Origin of the sequence: Nocardioides sp. (assembly GCF_051876515.1) — a bacterium.
In the GTDB taxonomy this organism is placed as follows: Bacteria; Actinomycetota; Actinomycetes; order Propionibacteriales; family Nocardioidaceae; genus Nocardioides.
Window position 1 is genome coordinate 25,435 of sequence record NZ_JBJEHY010000087.1, and the last position, 19,302, is coordinate 44,736.

Annotated in this window: 15 protein-coding genes, 1 tRNA gene and 1 pseudogene; 12 read left to right on the top strand and 5 right to left on the bottom strand. The window is 71.7% G+C overall.

Annotated features, from left to right (window positions below):
- The first annotated feature begins 186 nt into the window (after positions 1-186).
- From ACI379_RS06050 to ACI379_RS06060, 3 genes are read left to right on the top strand one after another with little or no spacing between them, the layout of a single operon-like run.
- On the top strand, positions 187-618 hold the full coding sequence (locus ACI379_RS06050; protein WP_439791177.1) for an adenylyltransferase/cytidyltransferase family protein: 432 nt from the start codon (positions 187-189) through the stop codon (positions 616-618).
- Complete coding sequence (locus tag ACI379_RS06055) at positions 615-2,204, top strand: class I SAM-dependent methyltransferase (RefSeq protein WP_439791178.1); 1,590 nt, start codon at positions 615-617, stop codon at positions 2,202-2,204. Before ACI379_RS06050 ends, ACI379_RS06055 begins: the two co-directional genes overlap by 4 nt.
- Positions 2,201-2,449 carry a DUF6752 domain-containing protein gene (locus ACI379_RS06060; protein ID WP_439791179.1) on the top strand — a complete coding sequence of 83 codons (249 nt, stop codon included), beginning with the start codon at positions 2,201-2,203 and terminating at the stop codon, positions 2,447-2,449. The genes ACI379_RS06055 and ACI379_RS06060 overlap by 4 nt, the downstream gene beginning before the upstream one ends.
- Positions 2,450-2,500: 51 nt before the next feature.
- On the opposite strand, the gene ACI379_RS06065 is transcribed toward ACI379_RS06060, so the two are convergent.
- The 3 genes from ACI379_RS06065 to ACI379_RS06075 form a co-directional block, all read right to left on the bottom strand.
- Positions 2,501-5,044, bottom strand: coding sequence for a stealth conserved region 3 domain-containing protein (locus ACI379_RS06065; protein ID WP_439791180.1), 2,544 nt, complete (start codon positions 5,042-5,044; stop codon positions 2,501-2,503).
- Between the two features lie 104 nt (positions 5,045-5,148).
- On the bottom strand, positions 5,149-5,736 hold the full coding sequence (locus tag ACI379_RS06070) for a hypothetical protein (protein WP_439791181.1): 588 nt from the start codon (positions 5,734-5,736) through the stop codon (positions 5,149-5,151).
- Positions 5,729-6,880 (bottom strand): ATP-dependent DNA ligase, encoded by a 1,152-nt coding sequence (locus tag ACI379_RS06075; protein ID WP_439791182.1) that lies wholly within the window; start codon positions 6,878-6,880, stop codon positions 5,729-5,731. Before ACI379_RS06075 ends, ACI379_RS06070 begins: the two co-directional genes overlap by 8 nt.
- Positions 6,881-6,933: 53 nt before the next feature.
- Between ACI379_RS06075 and ACI379_RS06080 the strand changes: the two genes are divergently transcribed.
- The 4 genes from ACI379_RS06080 (at position 6,934) to ACI379_RS06095 (ending at position 10,689) form a co-directional block, all read left to right on the top strand.
- Positions 6,934-7,015: transfer RNA gene (locus ACI379_RS06080), tRNA-Gln, on the top strand.
- Positions 7,016-7,237: 222 nt separating this feature from the next.
- A complete protein-coding gene (locus ACI379_RS06085) occupies positions 7,238-7,891 on the top strand; it encodes a hypothetical protein (RefSeq protein WP_439791183.1) in 654 nt (217 codons plus the stop codon).
- Between the two features lie 245 nt (positions 7,892-8,136).
- The gene (gene glmU / locus ACI379_RS06090) at positions 8,137-9,594 is read left to right on the top strand and encodes a bifunctional UDP-N-acetylglucosamine diphosphorylase/glucosamine-1-phosphate N-acetyltransferase GlmU (RefSeq protein ID WP_439791184.1); all 1,458 of its coding nucleotides are present in this window, start codon (positions 8,137-8,139) and stop codon (positions 9,592-9,594) included.
- 114 nt (positions 9,595-9,708) lie between these two features.
- Complete coding sequence (locus ACI379_RS06095) at positions 9,709-10,689, top strand: ribose-phosphate diphosphokinase (RefSeq protein WP_439791185.1); 981 nt, start codon at positions 9,709-9,711, stop codon at positions 10,687-10,689.
- A gap of 289 nt (positions 10,690-10,978) precedes the next feature.
- On the opposite strand, the gene ACI379_RS06100 is transcribed toward ACI379_RS06095, so the two are convergent.
- Positions 10,979-11,650, bottom strand: a complete 672-nt coding sequence (locus ACI379_RS06100; protein ID WP_439791186.1) for a hypothetical protein — start codon at positions 11,648-11,650, stop codon at positions 10,979-10,981.
- An 81-nt stretch (positions 11,651-11,731) separates the two neighbouring features.
- Complete coding sequence (gene pepN, locus ACI379_RS06105; protein WP_439791187.1) at positions 11,732-14,161, bottom strand: aminopeptidase N; 2,430 nt, start codon at positions 14,159-14,161, stop codon at positions 11,732-11,734.
- Between the two features lie 277 nt (positions 14,162-14,438).
- On the opposite strand from pepN, the gene ACI379_RS06110 reads away from it, so the two are divergent.
- The 5 genes and pseudogenes from ACI379_RS06110 to ACI379_RS06130 form a co-directional block, all read left to right on the top strand.
- Positions 14,439-15,083: a 50S ribosomal protein L25/general stress protein Ctc gene (locus ACI379_RS06110; protein WP_439791188.1), complete on the top strand. Its 645-nt coding sequence runs from the start codon at positions 14,439-14,441 to the stop codon at positions 15,081-15,083.
- Between the two features lie 113 nt (positions 15,084-15,196).
- The gene (gene pth, locus ACI379_RS06115; RefSeq protein WP_439791189.1) at positions 15,197-15,787 is read left to right on the top strand and encodes an aminoacyl-tRNA hydrolase; all 591 of its coding nucleotides are present in this window, start codon (positions 15,197-15,199) and stop codon (positions 15,785-15,787) included.
- A gap of 467 nt (positions 15,788-16,254) precedes the next feature.
- Entirely contained in the window at positions 16,255-17,121 is an 867-nt protein-coding gene (locus tag ACI379_RS06120; RefSeq protein WP_439791190.1) for a glycosyltransferase, read from the top strand.
- Positions 17,118-18,089 carry a glycosyltransferase gene (locus ACI379_RS06125; protein WP_439791191.1) on the top strand — a complete coding sequence of 324 codons (972 nt, stop codon included), beginning with the start codon at positions 17,118-17,120 and terminating at the stop codon, positions 18,087-18,089. Before ACI379_RS06120 ends, ACI379_RS06125 begins: the two co-directional genes overlap by 4 nt.
- 516 nt (positions 18,090-18,605) lie before the next feature.
- Positions 18,606-19,302, top strand: a pseudogene (locus ACI379_RS06130) (hypothetical protein); the annotation flags it as partial.

The window sequence follows — 19,302 nt, forward strand, 5'->3', positions numbered from 1 at the left end:
GGTCGCACGTGGCCGCGCTGCAGGAGATCGTGTCGGGCTCCTTTGCTCCCGATCCGGCCGGCGCCGGGCCCGGGGGCGACTGAGTCCGGAAATCCGCCCGAGCGGCGGCGCGCTTTCGTCATCTGGTTCACTGTCTCGGTAAAGTCGAGTTACTTAGTCCAAAAACACCGTTGAAGGAAGTGCTCCATGGGCCCAGTGATCGGGTACGTCCCGGGCGTGTACGACCTGTTCCACGTCGGACACCTCAACATGCTCCGCCAGGCGCGGGAGCGGTGCGACGTCCTCGTCGCCGGGGTCGTGGCCGACGAGGTCTGCGAGGCCACGAAGGGGATCCGCCCGACGGTGCCGCTGGGGGAGCGGATCGAGATCGTCGACGCCATCGGCATCGTCGACGCCACGTACGTCGAGGCGACGACCGACAAGACCGACTCGTGGCGCGACGTCGGCTTCCACCGGCTCTTCAAGGGCGACGACTGGCGCAACACGGCCAAGGGTCGCGCGCTGGAGACCCTCATGGGCGGCCTCGGGGTCGAGCTCGTCTACTTCCCGTACACCATGCAGACCTCGAGCACCGCGCTGCGCCGCGCCCTCGCGGTACGGACGGAGCAGGTGTCGTGAGCGCAGTCCTCTCCGAGGCCGGCGCGTTCGAGGTCGACGACGCCGGGGTCGTGGTGGGCGGCGACCACGGTCCGCTGGTGCTGAGTGTCGACGGCCAGTACGTCTGGTCGTTCACCCCGGCCCGCGACGGGCAGGTGCACCGCCGCGGCGTCCTCGTGGAGTGGCCGGTCGTGCTGCGCCGGTTCCTCGACGGTCGCGGCACCGTCACGATCGCCGAGGCCGCCAGCGGCGAGGTGCTGTACGAGGCCGAGGTCGCGCTGGGTGACGGCGTCGGGCCACTGCGGATCGTGGACGGCTCCGGCCACCCGCTGTCCGTCGACAAGGTCGGGCACCTGACCCGTTCGTTCGCCGACACCGACGAGTCGGTCCGCCTGGAGATCCTGCGCGGCACCCAGCGCGCGCTCAGCGACCTGCGCGAGGGCTGCGGCGTGGAGGCGTACCTCAACTACGGCGCCCTGCTCGGCGCGGTCCGCGACGGCGCCATGATCGCCCACGACTCCGACACCGACGTCTGCTACGTCAGCGACACCGAGTCGCCGGCCGACCTGATCGCCGAGTCGTACCGCATCGAGCGCGAGATGCTGCGTCGCGGCTGGAAGCTGATCCGCATGTCGGGCGGCGACATCAAGCTGCTGCTCCCGCTCTCGGACGGGCGCCAGTGCCACATCGACATCTTCGTCGCCTTCTGGCAGTTCGGGGTCTTCTACCAGCTCGGCAACCGCAGCGGGCACCTCCCGCGGGAGGCGGTGCTGCCGGTCTCCACGATCGAGCTGCACGGGCACGAGTTCCCCGCGCCCGCCGACCCGGAGGCGATGCTCGCCTTCATCTACGGCGAGGGCTGGCGCGTCCCCGACCCGTCGTTCACCTACCGCGACCCGCGCGACGGTGTGCGCCGCCTCGACGGCTGGCTGCGAGGGTTCCGTACGCACATGGGCCGCTGGTCCGAGTTCCATAGCGGGCCGGGGCGCCAGCACCGCAAGCGGCGCAGCGACTTCGCCCGCTGGGTGCGCGACCAGATCGGACCGGACACCCCCATCGCCGACATCGGTGCCGGGGCTGGCAAGGACGCCTCGTGGTGGGCCCGCCAGGGGCACACGGTGCGGGCGTACGAGTTCTCGCTGGCCGGCCGGGCGCGGATCACGCGCCTCGCCGCGCGGGAGGGCATCGACCTGGGGCCGTACAAGCTCACCCTCGGGGAGACGAGGTCGGTGCTCGCCAATGGGGCCGACCTGGCCCGCAACCCGCACCACCTCACCGCCCGGCTGCTCCTGGGCTGTCTCGACGACGCCGAGCGCGCCAACTTCTGGCGGTTGGCGCGGCTGTCGCTGCGCGGCACCGGGCGGGCGCTGTTCCTCGAGTTCAGCGCCCGAGGGACGGGGCTCGTGCCCCGCGAGCAGCTCCACGACCCGCAGCCGTCGCACCTGGTACGGCGCCTCGACGTGCGCCACGTACGGCGTGAGATCGAGGAAGCCGGAGGTCGCATCGAGCACATCGAGGTCGGGCCCGGAACCGACGTCACCGACACCCCCGACCCGTCCGTGTGCCGGATGCGCGTCACCTGGACCACCGAGAGGAACACCCCATGAGCATCGTCCGTCGTCTGCTGGCCGTCGTGGCCGTCCTGAGGAACAAGCTGCGCGGAGTGCGGGCCGAACGCTTCGGCGTCCTGTCGCGCATCCGTGCGCTGGAGGCGGAGGCGCAGGAGGCGCGCCAGCTCAACCGCCGCATCGCCGAGCTCACCGACGTGGTCGAGGAGCTCCTCGTCCCGCTGGCCGCGGAGCGGCGGCAGCAGGCACCCGAGGTGCTGGAGCGGTACCGCACCGCCCTCTGACCGCGTCCGTCGCCTGCCCGGTCCGCGCCCGCGGGCCGGGCAGCGGTGCGTTCAGTCCTCCCAGGGAGCGTGCACGGGGAAGTACGCCTCGCAGAACTCCGGCAGCACGCGGGCGGTCAGCTCGACGTCGTTGTCGGCGTGGTCGCCCAGGCAGAAGAAGTCCTGGTCGCGGCGCATCAGCCGCTTGAGGCGTCGCTCCACGTTGGCCGCGCCCATGGTGACGAAGGACCACTCGGCCTCCGCCACGTGCGCCCTGCCGGTCGCGAGCCCGTAGTGCTGGGCCAGGTTGGACAGCAGGGACACGTCGGTGCCCGAGCGGAAGGGAGCCCGCGCCGTCGCGGCCAGCTCCGCCGGGAAGCGCTCCTCGATCTCGCGCAGCACCGACACGCGGTGCGGGTACGGCGTGTGCCCGACCATCGGTCCGGTGGTGACGCCGAACGCGTCGGTGAGCAGCCGGCGGTTGTTGGCGGCGGCCAGCTCGTACGGCATGACGGCCGCGCCGGGAACCCCCAGCAGGGACGAGGGGGAGAGGAAGACGGCCGGTGAGCCGCCGGGCCCGAAGAACGTCTCGGGGGCCAGCGGCCGCCCGAGCATGATGTCGTCGTTGAAGTAGATGAAGTGCTCGGCAAGCCCGTCGATGCGGTGCAGGGCGGTCTCGATGGCGTGCGAGTTGAACGTCGGCAGCGCGTCGGCCGGCAGGATGTCGCGGTGGTCGACCAGGCGGACCTTCGGGTGGTCGCGCAGCCACGCGGGGCGCTGTCCCGCGGTGACGACGTGGATCTGGCGGACCCAGGGCGCGAACAGGTGCAGGCTGCGCAGCGAGTACCGCAGCTCGTCGAAGTTGCGGTACCGCAGGTCGCCGGACGGGGTGGGGGCCTCGTCGTCACCGCGTCGCTGGCGCCGGGCGGCGTCCCAGACGGGGTCGGAGCCGTCGACCCACGTGTAGACCACGTCGACGGGAGCGGGCGCGTCGGTGCTCGTGGGCAGCGACGTCCACGCCAGCGTGGGCACCTCGACCCCGGCGACCTCGAGCGTGCCGCGCGGGGTGCCCGGCGGGACGGTCCGGGTCCAGGCGTTCCAGTCCGGGGCCACCAGGGAGCCGTCGAGGGCGGTGTCCCAGAACTCGACGGCCACGCCCGCGCCGGCGCTCAGGTGCGTACGCCGTCCCGCGTGCCGCGGCCAGGGCTCGACCAGGAGCCGGCCGGGTGCGGTGTTGCGCAGCGTCGTGGCCATGCGCGCCACGGTGTCGCGACGCTCGGCCCACCCGTTCTGGCCCGGGTCGAGGATGCTGAGATGGGCCGGCGCCTGCTCGGCCAGGTGGTCCAGCAGCGCCCCCTGCCGCTCGTGCGGCACCACCACGAGGGGTGCCTCCGCGGCGGGCAGCACGAAGGCCTCGTCGCCGGCCCCGGCCAGCACGAGGCGCAGGACCTCGGCGCGCACGTCCTGCGGGGTGCCGTCGGCCACCGGACCGCCGGCGCGGCTGAACGCCCGGCGGGGCTTCGGGGGCTCTCCGCCCAGGGCCGCCCGGGTGAGGATGCGCTCCCAGCGCTGCGCGATCTCGTCCGCGTCGTACGCCGCCGAGGCCGCCAGTGCCCCGGCGCCCAGCCGGGCGCGCAGCTCGTCGTCGGAGCCGACGCGCAGCATGGCCGAGGCCATCGAGTCGATCGACTGGGGAGTGACGAGCAGGCCGGACTCCTCGTGGGTGACCAGCTCGCGCGGCCCCGAGGGGCAGTCGTAGCTGATCACCGGGACGCCCGCCGACATCGCCTCCTGCACCACCAGAGGCAGTCCCTCGGTACGGCTGGACAGCAGGCACACGCCGGCCGCCGCCCACTCGGGGCGCATGTCGTCGACGGCGCCGGCCAGCTCGATGCGGTCCGCGTACGGGCTGCGTCGCACGACCTCGGCGAGCTCGGCCGCCGCAGGGCCGTCGCCGAGGATCCGCAGCCTCCACTCGGGGAGCCGCTCGGCGACCTGCGTGAACGCCGCCACGAGGTGGTGGAACTGCTTCTCGCCGGCCACCCGTCCGGCCGCCACGAAACTCCGCGCCGACGGGTCGGCGGGCGGCTGCGGGGCCAGGGGCAGCGCGTTGGGGACGACCACGATCTCCGGGGCCAGCGGGCCGAGCTGCGCGGCGAGCCAGTCGGCCTGGACGCGGGTCAGCATCGCCACGGTGGCGACCCGTGGCGCGTAGGCGAGCAGGGGCGTCAGGCCGCCCGCGCGGTCGGCGGAGCTGCGGTGCTCCTGGTGCACCACCCGGACCGTCGGCGGGCACCACTGCACGGCCAGCGCCATCAGGGCAGGGGTGACGGTGACCAGGACATCGACGTCGAGGGTCGGCAGGTACGCCGCCACGGCGGCGTCGGTGTGGGCGCTGTACTGCCAGTCCCACGAGTGCGGCACCAGGCGGGAGGGCTCGGAGTGCGCGGCCGGTTCGTCGCGCACGTCGGCGAGGTGGTCGACCCGGATCCCGGCGTCGATCGCGTAGTGGGGCGTCTCGGCCTGACGGGTGACCGAGACGAGCCGTACGTCGACGTTGCCCCGCCGGGCCAGGGCGTTGGCCTGGGTGATGACGGACCGCGAGGTGCCGCCCATGCTGTCGAGGTCGAGGACCAGGAAGCCGACACTCAGGCGCCGTCCACCCGGTCCGGGCGGCCCGCCGTCGCTGGGGTCGCGAGACGGCCGCCGGCCGAAAGGCCTCACAGCCCGGAGACGCCCTCTCCGGAGCCGGCCTGCTCGTCGAAGGTCTCCGCCTCGACGAGGTGGAGGACCGGTACGCCGAGCTGGCGCCGTGCCCGGGAGGTCCAGTCGACGTGGAAGAACTCGGCCACCACGTGCGGGCGGGTCATCACGATCGCCTCGCGGGCGTCGATGTCACGCACCTTGGCCACGAGCGCCTCCACCGGGGGCAGAGTGATCGTGGAGCCGATCGCCTGGCCGCCGGCCGCCACGAGGGCGTCGATGCTGCGGCCGAGCTGGTCCTCGGCGTCGTCCTGGCACTCGGCGCGCACCTGGGCGAGGTCGATCTCGGTGAGCGCGAGCGCGGGGGAGGCCATCACGTCGCCGGCGCCGAGGCTGCCCAGCGACGCCTCGATCCGTCCGGCGGCGTCCTCCACGGGCAGCAGCACGTGGTACACGACCTGGTCGGTGATCGCCTCGTGCAGGGAGCGCACCTGAGCCGCGTCCTTGGCGCTCAGTGCCTGCTCGACGAGCAGGACCACCGGGTAGGTGCCCACGCCGTCGAAGATGTCGTCGGGGTTGACCCCCGAGGTGCTCGCGTCACTCACGGTGCTCTCCCTGGTGGTGGCTGGAGGCGGCCTGCCGGGTCGGCTGGTCGTCACCCAAGATTCTAGTGAGGTCGTAGCTGCTGGCCTCATCCAACTGGCCGTAGTCGCACGAGGTCGGCTCGCGGTCGGTGCGCCAGCGCTTGAACTGGGCGGTGTGCCGGAAGCGGCGGCCCTCCATGTGGTCGTACTTGACCTCCAGGACCCGCTCGGGGCGCAGCGGCACGAAGCTGAGGTCCTTGCCCGCGCTCCAGCGGCTCTGGGTGCCCGGGGTGCGGTCGGGGTTGGCGATCGCCCACTCCTGCCAGGCGCCCCACGGGTGCTCGTCGAAGGCGCACACCAGGGGCGCGAGCTCCTCGACCAGCTCCGCGCGCCGGGCGGCGGTGAACGAGGCGGCCACGCCGACGTGGTTCAGGTCGTCCCCGTCGTACAGGCCCAGCAGCAGCGAGCCGAGCAGCGGCTGCTCGGGGGTGGAGTTCTTGTGGTGGCGGTACCCGGCGACGACCACGTCCGCGGTGCGCTCGTGCTTGACCTTGAGCATGAGGCGCTTGTTGGGCTCGTACGGCGCGTCGAGGGGCTTGGCCATCACACCGTCGAGCCCGGCGCCCTCGAACTCGTGGAACCAGCGCTCGGCCTCGGCGGGGTCCTCGGTCGTACGGGTGACGTGGAACGGCCCGCTGTCGGGCAGCCCGGCCAGCGCCGAGGTGAGCGCGGCGCGGCGCTCGGTGAGCGGGCGGTCGACGTACGAGATGTCGCCCAGGGCGAGCAGGTCGAAGGCGACGAAGCCGGCCGGCGTCGTCTCGGAGAGCAGCTTCACCCGCGAGGCGGCCGGGTGGATGCGTTCCTGGAGCGTCTCGAACTCCAGGCGTGACCCGCCGTCGGGAGTGGTCAGGGCGACGAAGATCTCCCCGTCGAGCACGATCCGCTCGGGCAGTTGCTCGCGCGCGGCGGCGACGACCTCGGGGAAGTAGCGGGTCAACGGCTTGGTGTTGCGACTGGTCAGCTCGACCTCGTCGCCGTCCTTGAAAACCAGGCAGCGGAAGCCGTCCCACTTGGGCTCGAAGGAGTACCTGCCGACCTCGCTGGGCACGCGGGGAGCGGCCTTGGCGAGCATCGGCAGGACCGGGGGCATCACGGGCAGGTCCACGCAGCAACCGTAGTCCCGCTGCGGCTAGAGTGGCGCCGTCCCGCACGGGACGTTCCCCGGTTGGTCTGCCGGCAGGGCCCGCCTGACTTTGAATCAGGACTAGCGACGTAGGTTCGACTCCTACCCGGGGAGCCAGCCTCGCCGTCATACGTTGGTGCTGTCTCGGGCTCCGTGTCAGGCGTTGCGCTCTCGCGGGGCCCAACGTCATACGGTCCGCTCTCGCGGGGGCTCCCTGTCATACGGATCCGTACCTATAGGTGCGGGTCTGGATGACGTACGGCCGGGGCGGGCCGCCTGTGGATGACGTACGCCAGCGATCTGCTCCGCGGCACGGTCGCGCCGTGGTTCCCTAGCACGGTGACGATCAGGAGCGACGTCCCACCAGTCATCCGGATCGCCGGGGCGCTCGGCCTGTTCGCCGTGGCCCTCGGCCTCCTCGCCGCGGGACACTTCATCCAGTTCGACGACGTCGAGGGGTACGGCAGCGATCGGTGGGTGAGGCCGTTGGGGTACCTCTCCGCCCTGACGCTGGTCGTCAGCGTTGCCGTCGCGTGGCGCGACGACCTGGCCCGACGCCTGCTCGGCCTCAGCATCGGCGGGCTCCTCATCCTCGTCGGGTGGCAGCACGCCAGCAACGACGGGTTCCGTTTCGTCTGGACCGCGGACGAAGAACTGGTCCTGCTCGAGGTCGTCCTGGTCCTGATCGCGCTGATCCTGGTCGCCACCAGCATCCGTGCGACCGGTCCGGCCGAAGTGGGAGGGCGCTGGTACGTGCGAGCCGTCGGCTACCTGGCCGCCACCGTGGTGCTGATGTTCGTCGCGCTCATGCTGGGCTTCAGCTACTGCGAGTCAGCCCGCGGGGAGGCCAGCGGCAACTGCGGAGTACCTGAGGCGACGGCCCTGACGTGGGCGGCCGGCGCGCTCGGCCTCTGCCTCGTCGGCGTCATCGTCACCGAGCTGGTGCTGCGCAGGAGGAACCGGGCCTCGCGTGTCGCACCCGCTCACGGGTAGCACCGGTTCTGCGTCATACGTCCCCGCGCTGACGGCGTACCCGTCATCCGTCTGCGCTCTCGGGCGTCGCTGCGTCAGGCGTAACCGCACCAATAGGTACGGGTCCGCATGACGTACGCGGAACGCATGACGCACGCGGGACGCATGACGGACCGCTCGGGCGTGCGCGGCGGGTGCCGCGTGGATGAGGATGCCGTGCGCCACACCTGACCCGGGCCGCACCCGGGGCGGTTAGCCTTTCGGGCATGGAGAACCTCACCGTCATCGTCCTGGCCGCCGGCGGCGGCACGCGCATGAAGTCGAAGACCATGAAGGTGCTCCACCCCGTCGCCGGGCGCAGCATGATCGGTCACGTCCTGCACGCCGTGCAGGCCGTCGAGCCGACCCAGGTCGTCGCCGTCGTCGGCCACCAGCGCGAGCAGGTCGCCCCGCACATCACCAGCCTGGTCCCGGACGCGCTGCTCGCCGTCCAGGAGACCCAGGACGGCACGGGCCACGCCGTACGCATCGCCATGGAGGCCGCCTCCAGCGCCGGTGCCACGCACGGGACCGTGCTCGTGGCCGCCGGCGACACCCCCATGCTGACCGGCGACAGCCTGCGCGCCTTCGCCGCCGAGCACGAGGCCGCTCAGCGGGCCGTCAGCATCCTCACCGGTCGCGTGCCCAACCCGTTCGGGTACGGCCGCATCGTCCGCAACGAGGAGGGCGACGTCGAGGCGATCGTGGAGGAGAAGGACGCCACCCCGCTGCAGCGCGACATCGACGAGATCAACTCCGGCATCCTCGCGTTCGACACCGAGTTCCTGCTCAGCGCGCTGCCGCGGCTGACCAACGACAACGCCAACGGCGAGTACTACCTCACCGACACCGTCAAGATCGCCCGCGAGGACGGACTCACCGTCGGCGCACACCTGATCGACGACGTCGCCCAGACCGAGGGCGCCAACGACCGCGCCCAGCTCGCCGCGCTGGGCCGCGAGATGAACCGCCGCATCGTCACGCAGTGGATGAAGGACGGCGTCACCGTCATGGACCCGGCCACCACCTGGATCGAGGCCGACGTGGTGCTCGAGCCCGACGTCACGATCCTGCCCGGCACCCAGCTGCTCGGGGCGACCGTCATCCACGAGGACGCCGTGGTCGGCCCCGACTGCACCCTCAAGGACTGCGAGGTCGGCGCCGGCGCCCGCGTGGTGCGTACGCACGCCGAGCTGGCCGTGGTCGGGGACGGCGCCAGCGTCGGTCCGTTCGCGTACCTGCGCCCGGGCGCCCAGGTGGGCATCAAGGGCAAGATCGGCACGTTCGTGGAGGTCAAGAACTCCCAGATCGGGGACGGCGCCAAGGTGCCGCACCTCTCGTACGTGGGGGACACCGAGATCGGCGAGGGCACCAACATCGGCGCCGGCACGATCTTCGCCAACTACGACGGCGTCGCCAAGCACCGCACGGTCGTCGGCAAGTACGCCCGCACCGGCTCCAACAACACCTTCGTCGCCCCGGTCACCGTCGGCGACGGAGCTGGTACTGCCGGCGGGACCGTGGTCCGCAAGGACGTCCCGGCCGGAGCGCTGGCGCTGACCCGTGGCGAGCAGCGCAACCTGGAGGGCTGGACCGAGTCCCGCCGCCCGGGGACCGCCCAGGCCGCCGCGGCAGCGGCTGCGCGGGAGGCGGCCGAGATGGGGGAGAACCCGCCCTCGGCGTGACCTCGCCCACCTCTGTGCGTCCACGTGCGGGGTCGGGGTTGGGGATGCGGCGGAGTGTGCGCCAGAATCGCCGAGGTAACTCCAACGCCGTCCCCGAATCAGGAGTCACAGCCCGTGAGCGGTAAGAAGCGGACCACCGAGAAGAATCTGATGGTCTTCAGCGGACGGGCGCACCCCGCTCTCGCTGAGCAGGTCGCGGACCTGCTGGAGACCGGTCTGGTGCCGCAGAGCGCCTACGCCTTCGCCAACGGCGAGCTGTACGTCCGGTTCGAGGAGTCCGTGCGCGGCTGCGACGCGTTCGTGATCCAGAGCCACACCGCTCCGATCAACGAGTGGATCATGGAGCACCTGATCATGGTCGACGCGCTCAAGCGCGCCTCGGCCAAGCGGATCACCGTGGTCATGCCGTTCTACGGCTACGGCCGCCAGGACAAGAAGCACCGCGGCCGCGAGCCGATCTCGGCCCGCCTGGTCGCCGACCTGTTCAAGACCGCCGGCGCCGACCGCCTCATCACGGTCGACCTGCACGCCGACCAGACCCAGGGCTTCTTCGACGGTCCCGTCGACCACCTGATGGCGCTGCCGCTGCTGGCCGACTACGTCAAGGAGAAGTACGGCACGGAGGACCTCGCCGTCGTCTCCCCGGACGCCGGTCGGATCAAGGTCGCCGAGAAGTGGTCCGCCCGCCTCGGCGGCGCCCCGCTGGCGTTCATCCACAAGACCCGGCGTACGGACGTCGCCAACGAGGTCGTCGCCAACCGCGTCGTCGGTGAGGTCGCCGGCAAGATCTGCGTGCTGACCGACGACATGATCGACACCGGCGGCACCATCGTGAAGGCCGCCGAGGCGTGCATGGCCGACGGCGCCAAGGGCGTCGTCATCGTCGCCACCCACGCGATCCTCTCCGACCCCGCCGTCGAGCGCCTCAAGGGTTCGACCGCCGTCGAGGTCGTCGTCACCGACACGCTGCCGATCCCCGAGGACAAGCAGTTCGACAAGCTCACCGTGCTGTCGATCGCGCCGCTGATCTCGCGGGCCATCCACGAGGTCTTCTCCGACGGTTCCGTCACCACCATGTTCGACGGCATGGCCTGACCCACGCCGTACGACAAGAGCCCCCGGCGCTGCCGGGGGCTCTTGCTGTTGTGCCGTGCGCCGGGCACCCGCCCGGGGGCGGGGCGTCATACGAACCGGCGCGCAACGGGGATGCGTCATGCGACTCCCTTGCTGGACACTGCGCCGTCATGCGAACCGGGACCTATAGGTACGGGTTCGTATGACGCAGGGGCTCCCGGGGGCGGGTGCGTAGGACGCAGGGCTCTTAGAGGCGGGTTCGTACGACGGCCGCCCGCCCAGGTACGGGCCACGAGCAGTCGGAGCAGCCTCAGTCCGAGCTGCGCGCGGCGAGCCTGCGTGCCGCGTGCTGGACCAAGGCGAGCTCCTCGGGGTCGGTGGCCAGGCGCTCGGGCACGTCGCCGCCGAGCAGGGCGGCGGGCAGGGCGAGCCAGCCCCACACGGCCCAGGCGTCCAGGGGGCTGGCACCGAGCACGGCGAGGATCTCGGCGAGCTCGGGGCGTACGTCACCGGCGGGGGTGAGCTGGAACGCGGGGACGACCGTACGCTCGGCCTCGCCCTCCTGCACGGGGACCACGAGCAGCTCGTGCTTCGGCGCCGACTTGTGCACCCAGAAGCGGGTCCCCTCCACGCTGGTCCCACGCAGCGCGGCGAGCGACTCGTACGTGTGGGTGGGCGTCTCCATCAGCTGCTGGCGGACCTGGGCGCGCCGCGCGAGCTGCAGCAGCGCCACCGGCACCGCGTGGGCGGGCTCGTCGCCCTCCTGGTGGAGCAGCGCGTCGAGCTCGAGGAGCTGCTCGCGGGTGAGGGTGTCGCCGGTGGCGGGGTCGCGCCACACGGCCTCGCCCGAACAGTTGCGCTGCACGGTGGGCAGCCCCGCCTCGGCCAAGTGCCCCAGCAGGCCGAGCCCGTCGAGCCAGTCGGCCAACCGGTCACCCAGGGTGTCGAGGCCGGAGAAGTCGCGCTCGTCGGACGTGCTCATGGGTCCAAGCCTGCCTCCTCCGCGAGTCGCACGTCGCGGCAGGGTCGTGCCGTGGCGTGCGCCGGAGCCCCGCCACGACGGTCACGGCTGCTCGCGCAGCACCAGGTCGAGGTCGTCGAGGTGGTCGGCCAGGCCACGGCCGATGACCACCGGCACGTCGGGCTCCGCCAGGGCAGCCGCCAGTCGGTCGCGCAGCTCGTGCCGCAGGGCCGAGGGCAGCGGCAGCCACGGGAAAGACTTGCTCAGGACGTCGCCCATGCCCTGCCCGGAACGCCGCGCCAGGTCGACGAGGAGCGCGGGCGCCTCCACGAGCCAGGGTGCGAGCAGGTCCGCCTGCTCGGCGCGCCACAGCCCCGCGCTCAGCGCGGTGACCTCCCGGTTGGACAGGGCGCCGGAGGCCAGCTGCTCCCACGCCGCCTGCTTGGCGGTCCGGTTCGGCTCCGCCGCCGTCGCCGTCAACGCCCGAAGCTCGCCCGCGCGGGACGGGTCGCGGAGGCTCTCGGCCTCCACGTGCTCGGGGTGGCCGAGCGACGACAACCGGGTGACGATGCTCCAACGCACCGTCTGGTCCGCCTCGGGGAGGTCTGCGTCGCCGGCGAGCCACGTCGTGAGCAGCCCGACGTCGTGGCTGTACCCCGCGAGCAGGCGGCTCGCCGCGCCCCGGCGCTCCGCGTCGCCGGCCTCGAGGACGCGCGCCGCGAGACTGGCGAGGGCGTCGGCCAGCAGCGGGGCCTCGACGTCGCTGGACTGGCGCTGCGCCACCCGCTCGACCAGACCGAGGGCCCCCTCGAACACGGTGGGATCCGCCTCGGTGGCCAGGTGGCGCACCGCGAGGCCGACCAGGTCGGTGGGCGTGAGCTCGCCGGTCTCGGCGCGCATCGTGGCCGTGGCCCACAGGACGGCCCGGTGCCGCGGCGAGGCCAGCTGTCCCAGACCGGAGGTGAAGGCGTCCCACGACGCGGGGTCGAGGGTGATCTCCGCGTACGCCTCGTCGCCGGCGTTGGGGAGCACCGTCAGGTCTGCCAGGTCGGGGAGCGGCAGCGGCTCGTCGTCGAGGTCGACCAGCACCTCGCGGACCAGGGACAGGTCGGCGTCGAACCCCGCGACCGTGAAGCGGTGGGGACGGGACCCGTGGCGGGTCAGCACCGGGACGTCGCCGTCGCGGCTCACCTCGACCCGGTCGAAGCCGGTGGTGCGCAGGTACGACTCGGCCCACGCGCGCACGTCGCGGTCGCCGGCGCCGTCGAGGGCGTCGAGGAAGTCGGCGAGGGTGGCGTTGCCGAACGGGTGGGCCGAGAGGTGCCGGTTGACGCCGGCCAGGAACGCGTCCTCGCCGAGCCACACCACGAGCTGGCGCAGCAGGGCGTTGCCCTTGGCGTACGTGATCATGTCGAAGTTGGCGAAGGCGGTGTCGACGTCGACCAGGTTCTCCGCGTCCTCGGCCACCGGGTGCGTGGAGCGGCGCCGGTCGGCCCGGTACGCCGTGGGCTTGCGGACCAGGGCGGCGGCGGTCCACGCGTCGGTGCCGGTGGCGCGGCCGGACACCTCGTAGCCCATGAAGTCGGCGAACGACTCGTTGAGCCAGGAGTCCTCCCACCAGGTGAAGGTGACCAGGTCGCCGAACCACATGTGCGCCATCTCGTGGGCGATCACCGACGAGCGGGCGTGCGCCTGCATCGCGGTCGGCGGGTCGGGGGTGAGGTACTCGTCGCGGAACGAGACGCAGCCGGGGAACTCCATCGCTCCCCAGTTGAGGCCCGGGGAGAAGACCTGCTGGTAGTCCTCGAACGGGTACGGCTCGTCGAAGACCGAGGTGTAGTGGGCGAAGCAGGCCGACGTGGTGGCACGCAGCGTCTCGGCGTCCCGCTCCAGCTGCGCGCGCTGGCTTGCCCGGGCGTGCCAGCCGAAGGGCAGGGTGCCGCCGGGTGCGTGGGCGTACGGCTCGTCCCACGTGATCGAGGTCCACGGCCCGCCGCAGACGAAGAACAGGTACGAGGCGATCGGCGGGGTGGGACGGAAGAGCCACACGTCGCCCTCGCGCCCGGCGAGGCGACCGTTGGCCAGGACGGTCCAGTGCGTCGGCGCCGTCACGGAGACCTCGAAGGTGCTCTTGAGGTCGGGCTGGTCGAAGCAGGGCAGCACCTTCTGGGCGACGTCCATCGCGGTGAACGAGCTGACGTACCGCTCACCGTCGACCGGGTCGAGGGTGGTGTGCATGCCGTCGCCGTCGCTCACGTAGTCGAGGGTGGCCCGCACGGTCACCTCGTTGCGCTCCGCCAGTCCCGTCATCGCGATCCGACCGTCGGCGTACGTCGCCTCGACGCCGCTGACCACCACGTCCCGGGCGCCCGCCAGCTCCAGGAACGTGCCGGCGCCGGGCTCACGCACGGAGAACGACACGACGGCCTCGACGGTGTACGCAGCGGGGTCGGTCAGGTCGAGGTGGACCCGCGTGCTGACGTCGTGGACGAGGGCGGCGCGGGCACGGGCTTCGGCGAGTTGGAGGGACACCCCAAGGACGGTAGCCGGTGCCGGGGACACTCCGGCGCGGCGGTGCTGACCGCCCCACCGACGAAGCGCGGAGGCGGCCTCGATTTCGTCGGGCGGGCCCGACCCCCCTATCCTTGTCAGGTTGCCCCGGCGAGGGAGCTCGACTCCGTGATCGACGTGGCAGGTATGACTTCACGCCGTGCCTGACCCATGTCGTCAGCGCGGCGTTCTTCGTCCCGGGGTGCCGACAGCCCGGCCGCGGAGAGCGGCCACCACCGCCGCTATCCCAGGAGACGCCATGTCCGCCGAGAAGATCACCGCCGAGGGCCGCACCGAGTTCGGCAAGGGCGCCGCCCGCCGCATCCGCCGCGACAACAAGATCCCCGCCGTCCTCTACGGCCACGGCAACGAGCCCACCCACCTGACCCTCCCGGGCCACGTCACCATGATGGCCCTGCGCCACGGTGGCGCCAACGCGCTCCTCGAGCTCGACATCGACGGCACCGAGAAGCTCGCCCTGGTCAAGGACGTCCAGGTCGACCCGATCCGTCGCGTCATCGAGCACGTCGACCTTTTCGAGGTCAAGCGTGGCGAGAAGGTCACCGTCGACGTCCCCGTGCACGTCGTCGGCGAGGCCGGCCCCGACACCCTGGTCGTCACCGACGTGACCACGGTCCAGATCGAGGCCGAGGCCACCCACGTGCCCGAGTTCATCGAGGTCGACGTCGCGGGCGCCGAGGCCGGCACCCAGATCCACGCCTCCGACCTCACGCTGCCCGAGGGCTCCACGCTGGTCGTGGACGGCGACACCCTGGTCGTCAACGTGACCGCCCAGGTCTCCGCCGAGGCCCTCGAGGCCGAGCTCGCCGAGTCCGAGGCCGAGGCCGGCATCGAGAAGGACGAGCCCGAGGCTGCCGCCGAGGAGTCCTCCGACTCCGAGTGACCTCGCTGTCACACCTGCTTCACAAGGCCCGCCCGGTCCTCCGGGCGGGCCTTGGGCTTGCCCGGGCCCCAGGCGCCGAGCGGCCCGCACGCGCACTACGAGAGGATGCGGTCATGAGCGACGAGGTCTGGCTGGTGGTCGGCCTGGGCAACCCCGGCCCGGGCTACGCGGGGCACCGCCACAACATCGGGTACATGGTCGTCGACGAGCTGGCCGCGCGCATGCGCTCGCCCTTCCGCGCCCACAAGTCGGGCCGCGCCGACGTCGTCGAGGGTCGTCTCGGGGCGCCGGGTACGCCGGGACCGCGGGTCGTGCTGGCCAAGTCGCGCACGTACATGAACGAGCTGGGCGGGCCGGTCAAGGCGCTGGCGACCTTCTACAAGGTCCCGCCGGAGCGCGTCGTCGCGATCCACGACGAGCTCGACATCCCGTACTCCGCCATCCGCGTCAAGCTGGGCGGCGGGGACAACGGCCACAACGGGCTGCGCTCGATGCGTTCGTCGCTGGGCACCGGAGACTTCCACCGCGTCCGGGCGGGCATCGGGAGGCCGCCGGGGCGTCAGGACGTGGCGGACTTCGTGCTGTCCAACTACTCCTCGACCGAGCGCAAGGAACTTCCTCTGCACGTGGTCGAGGCTGCTGACGCCGTGGAGTCGCTCGTGACCGACGGCCTGGAGAAGACGCAGCAGAACTTCAACCGCTGAGGCTCCGTCCGGACCCAGTCACCCAATATTGGGCATGCGCCCAAGTTCTCCGCGGACCTAGCGTCGGTCTCGGCAGGAGTGGGACCACCCTTTCGTGGTGGTCAGTGCCGGGGGAGGGGTGCGCAACATGGGCGCTGTGTTGGTGCTCGGCGGAGGACGACTCTCTCGTCGAGAGTGGTCACTGCCTGCGTTCCTCGCGCAACCGAACCTCGGGACCGGTGTGCTGGGCACACCCCTGCAAGATGTGCCCGCTCGGTCGACCTCCCCCCAAACGGCCTGTGGGCACCGCCGTCACGTCGCGCGCGCGGGTCCCAATCCCCTCCGCTCCCGCGGCGTGGCGGCATCCAGCGCCTGAGGGTCACCAATTTGTGGGAAGTCCGGGTCGGTCGAGTCTCCGCACGGCGGACCCGGGTGACCATGGGTGACCGGGCGGTGGGGGCCGTCCGTACGACGCGTGGGGGTTGACGATGGCAGTGGCGAGCGTGGTGGTGCCTGCGCACAACGAGGCGACGTCGATCTCGCACAACCTCGCCTCGCTGCGCTCCGGATCGGGTCCGGGCGCGCTCGACGTCGTCGTGGTCGCCAACGGGTGCACCGACGACACCGCGCGCCGTGCCCGCGAGGCCGACCGGGACGCGCGCGTCATCGAGATCGCGCGACCGTCCAAGGTGGAGGCCGTACGGGTCGGGAACGCCGCCACGCAGGTCTTTCCCCGTATCCACCTCGACGCCGACATCGAGCTGGCCGGCGAGCACGCGCTGCTCCTGCTGGAGCCACTCCTCGAGGGCCGCGCGCTGGCCGCCGCCCCTCGGCGTGACGTCCCGCGCACGGGCTGCTCGTGGCCGGTGCGCTGGTACTACGCCGTGTGGGAGCGGTTGCCGCAGGTCGGCACGGGACTGTTCGGTCGCGGCGTCGTCGCCGTCACCGAGGAGGGGCAGCGCCGGTTGGACGCCCTGCCCCGGCTGATGGGCGACGACCTGGCCATGTCGGACGCCTTCGCGGCTGACGAGCGTTGCATCGTCGAGGAGGCGGTGGCCGTGGTCCGCCCGCCCCGGACGCTGCCCGACCTCGTGCGGCGTCGGATCCGGATCGTGACGGGCAACCGGCAGGCGGACGCGGCGTCGGTGCGCCGCGCTGACTCCCGTACGACGCCGGTGACCCTGGTGGGGCTGGTGCGGGCCGAGCCGCGGCTCGTGGGACCGGTGGTCGTGTTCGCGGCGGTCCACGTGGTCGCCACCCTGGGAGCGCGGCGGGCGCTGCGTACGGGGGACTTCTCCACGTGGCGCCGTGACGAGAGCTCACGGGTCGCCCCCGTGGTGCGGGGGCAGCGGTGACCGCGCTCCTGGTGGCCAACGACGGCGGCCACATCATGCAGCTGCACACGCTGCGTCCGCGGCTGGGTGTCGACGACGTGGTCTGGGTGACCCCGCGGACCCCCCAGACCGAGTCGCTGCTGGCCGGGGAGACCGTGCACTGGGTCGAGCCGTCCCCGCCGCGCGACATGGGAGCGGTGATGCGGAACGCGGCCGCGTGCCGGGTCCTGTTCGAGCGGCACGCGGTCTCCCTGGTGGTGAGCACGGGGGCAGCACTGGCCCTCTCGGTGCTCCCGCTGGCGCGGATGCGCAACGTGGAGGCCGTGTACATCGAGTCCGCGACACGGCTGGACAGCCCCTCCCTGTCGGGACGGGTGCTGTCGATGCTCCCGGGGGTGCGGACCTTCAGTCAGTCGACCGCGCTGGCCGGCCGACGGTGGACCTACCTCGCCTCACCGTGGGACCTGTACGACTCCCGTGTCGTGGCGCCGCGCCCGATCAGGCGGATGGTGGTCAGTCTCGGCACCCAGGAGGGGTACGGCTTCCGGCGCCTCGTGGAGCGGCTCGCGCCACTGGTGCCGTCCGGCGCGGAGGTTCTCTGGCAGACGGGGTCGACCGACGTGACGGGGCTGGGCGTCGAGGGACGTGTCCAGGTGCCGTCGGCGGAGATGTCGGCCGCCGTGTCGGCCGCGGACGTCGTGGTGGCGCACGCCGGGACGGGGATAGCGCTGATGGCGCTTGAGAACGGCAAGTTCCCGGTGCTCGTTCCGCGTCGGGCCCTGCACGGGGAGCACGTCGACGACCACCAGCTCACGATCGCGTTGGAGCTGAGCCTGCGTGACCTGTGTGTGTCGCGGGACGCCGACAGCCTGAAGGTTGCAGACCTGGAGCACGCGGCTGCACGACGGGTGGACAAGGTCGTCCAGCCGTCGCCGCTCGACCTCGTGCCTCGTCAGCGCCGGGGGGCCGACGCGCCCGCGCCCAGGTGATCCCACTCACTCTTTCTCGCCATATGAAACAAATGGCGAGAATTTGCAATACCCCATATTAGGTATAAATCAGCAAAGGCTAGTGCAGGGGTTCGGGGATTGGTAATGCGGTGCATTGCATCACCAATCTGGGGCAGAGCCAAGCGTAATTCGTGACGCATATCGACCCAGGCCGTGGGGCTCGTGTGGCGGACGTGGACTGCGAGGGTGGGTCGGGGGATACCAAATGGGGTACCCCGAGCGTCAAACCGGGCGCGAAGTCTGCTATCGGATGGGTTTTGCGCGGATAACAGGCTCTGTTAGTTTCCCGTCCATCGTTCGCTCAGCGGTCTAGACGGGGTTGTGCATAACCCGCCGGAGTATTCCGCGGCGATCGCTAGCGGATCGGGCCGGCATACAGATCTTCATGGTCGGCAGCGTTCTTTCCGCAGGTCCAGCCAAGAAGGTTGGGTCTCGAAGCCCGAGGTGCTCGTCCCTGGTGGACGGGCCCTAACCCCCCCGAGCGGAGAACCCTCAGTGTTCAGCAGTTTCACCCAGACCATCACCCGACGACCCAAGCGAGCCCTGGCCATCGGCGCCGTGGCCGCCGTGACGGTCGCCGGTGTCCAGACGGCAGCGCTGGCGCAGATCACCCAGGAGCTGGCCCAGCCGGCCCGTGCCGCGCTGACCCCCACCAAAAGCCTGACGATCACCAAGGACGGCACCGTCGTCGACGGAGCACTCGTCTCCGGTTCGATCGCCGTCAAGGCCGACAACGTCACCATCAAGAACTCGAAGGTCCAGTTCGGCGGCTACCACAGCATCCGGATCTACCCGGGCGCCAGCGGCACGCGGATCCTCGACACGACGGTCGACTGCCAGAAGGCCCGCACCAACGGCGTCGTCTTCGGCAACTACCGCGCCGAGCGGGTCCACCTGAACGGCTGCCGCAACGACTTCATGAGCAGCGACGCCATGCCGGCCACCGTCGTGGACAGCTGGATCGACGGCAAGGCGTTCAGCCTCAACGTCGGCGGCTCCAACTCCACGCCGACCACGCCGTCGCCCACGACGCCGTCGCCGACCACGCCTGCGCCCACGACGCCTGCGCCCATGGACTTCCCCTCGGACTTCCCTTCCGACTTCCCGACGGAGTTCCCGAGCGACTTCCCCTCGGGCTTCCCCACGGAACTCCCGAGCGACTTCCCGACCGAGGCGCTGCCCTCGGACTGGC

Excerpts from the sequence above, each read along its gene's own strand:
- ACI379_RS06050 (WP_439791177.1), top strand. The coding sequence starts at position 187 with ATGGGCCCAGTGATCGGGTACGTCCCGGGCGTGTACGACCTGTTCCAC.
- ACI379_RS06060 (WP_439791179.1), top strand. The coding sequence starts at position 2,201 with ATGAGCATCGTCCGTCGTCTGCTGGCCGTCGTGGCCGTCCTGAGGAAC.
- ACI379_RS06065 (WP_439791180.1), bottom strand. The coding sequence starts at position 5,044 with ATGGGCGGCACCTCGCGGTCCGTCATCACCCAGGCCAACGCCCTGGCC.
- glmU (WP_439791184.1), top strand. The coding sequence starts at position 8,137 with ATGGAGAACCTCACCGTCATCGTCCTGGCCGCCGGCGGCGGCACGCGC.
- ACI379_RS06100 (WP_439791186.1), bottom strand. The coding sequence starts at position 11,650 with ATGAGCACGTCCGACGAGCGCGACTTCTCCGGCCTCGACACCCTGGGT.
- ACI379_RS06110 (WP_439791188.1), top strand. The coding sequence starts at position 14,439 with ATGTCCGCCGAGAAGATCACCGCCGAGGGCCGCACCGAGTTCGGCAAG.
- pth (WP_439791189.1), top strand. The coding sequence starts at position 15,197 with ATGAGCGACGAGGTCTGGCTGGTGGTCGGCCTGGGCAACCCCGGCCCG.
- ACI379_RS06120 (WP_439791190.1), top strand. The coding sequence starts at position 16,255 with ATGGCAGTGGCGAGCGTGGTGGTGCCTGCGCACAACGAGGCGACGTCG.